This window comes from Kitasatospora sp. NPDC096128, from assembly GCF_040303105.1.
Classification (GTDB): domain Bacteria; phylum Actinomycetota; class Actinomycetes; order Streptomycetales; family Streptomycetaceae; genus Kitasatospora.
On the sequence record NZ_JBEOSP010000125.1, the window covers coordinates 1 to 1,317 of the forward strand.

Annotated in this window: 1 rRNA gene; it reads left to right on the forward strand. The window is 56.8% G+C overall.

Annotated features, from left to right (window positions below):
- Window positions 1–47 precede the first annotated feature (47 nt).
- Window positions 48–1,317, forward strand: a 23S ribosomal RNA gene (locus tag ABTY61_RS41860); the annotation flags it as partial.

The following is a 1,317-nucleotide window of genomic DNA, read 5'->3' on the forward strand; positions in this document are numbered from 1 at the left end:
GTGACTGGTCGTTGTTTGAGAACTGCACAGTGGACGCGAGCATCTGTGGCCAAGTTTTTAAGGGCGCACGGTGGATGCCTTGGCACTAGGAACCGATGAAGGACGTGGGAGGCCACGATAGTCCCCGGGGAGCCGTCAACCAGGCTTTGATCCGGGGGTTTCCGAATGGGGAAACCCGGCAGTCGTCATGGGCTGTCACCCATACCTGAACACATAGGGTATGTGGAGGGAACGCGGGGAAGTGAAACATCTCAGTACCCGCAGGAAGAGAAAACAACCGTGATTCCGGGAGTAGTGGCGAGCGAAACTGGATGAGGCTAAACCGTTCTGGTGTGAGACCCGGCAGGGGTTGCCAGTGCGGGGTTGTGGGAATGAGCTTCAGTCGTCTGCCGGCGGCTGGGCGAGTCAGAAACCGTATGGGTAGTCGAAGGACATGCGAAAGGTCCGGCGTAGAGGGTAAGACCCCCGTAGACGAAATCTGTACGGCTTGCTTGCTCATCTCCCAAGTAGCACGGGGCCCGAGAAATCCCGTGTGAATCTGGCGGGACCACCCGCTAAGCCTAAATATTCCCTAGTGACCGATAGCGGATAGTACCGTGAGGGAATGGTGAAAAGTACCGCGGGAGCGGAGTGAAATAGTACCTGAAACCGTGTGCCTACAAGCCGTGGGAGCGTCGTCAGTCGGCTTGCCGGCTGGCCGTGACTGCGTGCCTTTTGAAGAATGAGCCTGCGAGTTTGCGGTGTGTAGCGAGGTTAACCCGTGTGGGGTAGCCGTAGCGAAAGCGAGTCCGAATAGGGCGGTTGAGTTGCATGCCCAAGACCCGAAGCGGAGTGATCTAGCCATGGGCAGGTTGAAGCGCGGGTAAGACCGTGTGGAGGACCGAACCCACCAGGGTTGAAAACCTGGGGGATGACCTGTGGTTAGGGGTGAAAGGCCAATCAAACTCCGTTATAGCTGGTTCTCCCCGAAATGCATTTAGGTGCAGCGTCACGTGTTTCTTGCCGGAGGTAGAGCACTGGATAGGCGATGGGCCTTACCGGGTTACTGACCTTAGCCAAACTCCGAATGCCGGTAAGTGAGAGCGTGGCAGTGAGACTGTGGGGGATAAGCTCCATGGTCGAGAGGGAAACAGCCCAGAACACCGACTAAGGTCCCTAAGCGTGTGCTAAGTGGGAAAGGATGTGGAGTCGCAGAGACAACCAGGAGGTTGGCTTAGAAGCAGCCACCCTTGAAAGAGTGCGTAATAGCTCACTGGTCAAGTGATTCCGCGCCGACAATGTAGCGGGGCTCAAGCACATCACCGAAGTCGTGTCATT